The sequence below is a fragment of the Candidatus Magnetaquicoccus inordinatus genome, assembly GCF_004217665.1.
In the GTDB taxonomy this organism is placed as follows: Bacteria; Pseudomonadota; Magnetococcia; order Magnetococcales; family Magnetaquicoccaceae; genus Magnetaquicoccus; species Magnetaquicoccus inordinatus.
Genome location: NZ_RXIU01000347.1, coordinates 1 through 2350 on the forward strand (window position 1 = coordinate 1; position 2350 = coordinate 2350).

The following is a 2350-nucleotide window of genomic DNA, read 5'->3' on the forward strand; positions in this document are numbered from 1 at the left end:
GCTCCGCCCTTGCAACCCGCCAGAGGGCTCCGCCCTCTGGACTCCCGCCAGGGGAGATAATCTCCCCTGGACCCCATGGGACTTTTTGTGTCAACGCGGGGCTTAAACCCCGCGCCTCGCTGGACCACTGCGTATCCCGCCGGTTTAAAACCGCATCACCATATCCTCGGACAGCAACCAAATATCAAACGCGGTGATGACCCCCATGAAAACGAGCATGGGGATCAATTGTCGCCCTTTCAGATTTTCGTTGCCTCCCAGCAGTCCCAGCCCCCGATGGCGCAAAATGGCCACCGCCAACCAGATCCCCAATACCATCAATCCGCTCTGGGCAGCAAACATCCACTCCTCCGGCATCCAGGTGGAGAGCATCTGCTGATGCCGTTCCGCCCCGGTCATGGGTTGCATGCCCAGCCCCAACGGATTCAAAAACAGCTCCGTCAAATTCCCCCCCTCCCGCAACAGATGGGAGAGGTTGTGGGCCAGATGATAGGTAAAAGCCATGGGCAGAGTGGAAAAGGGCAAGGCCACAAACAGCCGATGATAGCGGGTCCCCGGCGTGGCCATCCACCAAGTCGCCAGAATGGCCAGAGCGTACAAAAGAACCGGTCCAAAAAAACCGATCATCATGCCGATACTGAAACTCCCGATCAACTGTCCAGTCTCGCCGATCCAGCCGGCCAGTTGGGTGACCCACCCCACCCAAAAGGGCATCATGGTCACGCCGTGAAAGGAGGTTATCCCCAGCAACACCAGCATAAACCAGGCACTGTCCCATTGGGGTCTGGCCTGCTCCATGGCCTCACTGCCCATGGTGCGCAATCGCCAGGAGACATTGTCGTGGGGACAACTGAGGACACAGTTGCCACAAGAGAGACAATAGGTGTTTTGGGAAAAGCGTCCCACCGTGAGATGGGTGGGGCAGGGTTCAATCTCCGGGGAGCCGTTGTAGCACTCCATGGTTTTGCAGCGGCTGCAGATCTCCTGATCCTGGGAACGAACCTCGATGGGAGCCAGACGGGAATAAAAGCCGATGGTGCGTCCCACCGGACAGCCATACCGGCAAAAGGCCTTGCGCTCGAAGAGCAACAGACCCCCTGCAGAGAGGGAGACCATCACCAACGCCATCAGCGCAGTGGCCACGGGAATGGTGGTCACGCCGACCCCCAACTCCAGCCAGGTCATCCCCATGAACAGCAGCAGGGCCGGAAAAACATTGCGCAACCACTGAGGCACCTTGAGATTGAGTCCGGGATGGGGCAAGGCCCGCCGCCACAACCGCCGCCGGATCATCCAATTGGCCAGAGTGTCCCAGGGACAGATGGCACACCAAGCCGATCCGAAAAAAAAGACCGAGATCACCACCAGCGGCCACCAGAGGTTCCAGGTGAAGACCGTCGCCAGATTACGCTCCGGCAGGGAGGTGCCGAACAGACCGGCGAAGAGCACCAACGTAAAGACCACCACCAACACAATCCGCAACACCGTCAACGGCCAGGGCCCAGCGTTCAACAGACGGATCAGCCAACCGAACAGAGGAACCGTGGAGAGGTTATAGGTGGGTCTGACACGAGCCACCGGTGGATTGGTCCGCACCGCCCAGAAAAATATCCCGGCCATGAGAAGGGCCGCCGGAATGATCCACCGTTGGGGCAGACCCGGATGCTGCATGGTGTGGCCCCCACTGCCTCCCCCATGCCCCAGCCCGGCATGCCCCTGCCCCAGGGTCGGGGCCGCATGCACATGACCATGACCATCTCCCCCAACCGGAACAGCACCCGAAGCAGCGGTGCCAGGAGCATGGTCATGCACAGCCGGTGCCGGCGAGGCCGCCGGAGCGTGGTCGTGAACAGCCGGTGCCGGCGAGACCGCCGGAGCGTGGTCGTGAGACATAAAAATTTCCATGGGGTCCAGGGGAGATTATCTCCCCTGGCAGGGTCCAGGGACGGAGTCCCTGGCGGGTTGCAAGGGCGGAGCCCTTGCAGGGAGCGCGCTTTTCAAAAAGCAGATTTCCGCAGGAAATCTGCGCAGCGCGCACAAAACCGCCCCGAAGGGGCGACTTTGGGAGGGCGGCAGCCCGACTCATACCCTTGCTGCACAGGGTGCGTTCAAGATGCATTGGTACCGGCCAGCAATCCAATTCCCAAAAAACTTTCCCAGGCTGCCCGGTTGAATGTCGGGCTGCCGCCCTCCCGGAGTCTGCCCCTGCGGGGCAGGTTTTGTGCGCGCTGCGCAAATTTCCTGCGGAAATTTGCTTCTGGAAAAGCGCGCTCCATGCAAGGGCTCCGCCCTTGCAACCCGCCAGAGGGCTCCGCCCTCTGGACTCCCGCCAGGGGAGATAATCTCCCCT

General features: G+C 60.9%; 1 protein-coding gene. It reads right to left on the minus strand.

Features of this window, described 5'->3' with window-relative positions; genetic code table 11:
• Positions 1 to 144: 144 nt before the first annotated feature.
• Positions 145 to 1893, minus strand: a complete 1749-nt coding sequence (locus tag EJP87_RS15465) for a 4Fe-4S binding protein (RefSeq protein WP_193771442.1) — start codon at positions 1891 to 1893, stop codon at positions 145 to 147.
• Between the last annotated feature and the right edge of the window lie 457 nt (positions 1894 to 2350).

Coding starts and splice junctions, on each gene's coding strand:
- EJP87_RS15465 (WP_193771442.1), bottom strand. CDS start 1,893: ATGTCTCACGACCACGCTCCGGCGGTCTCGCCGGCACCGGCTGTTCAC.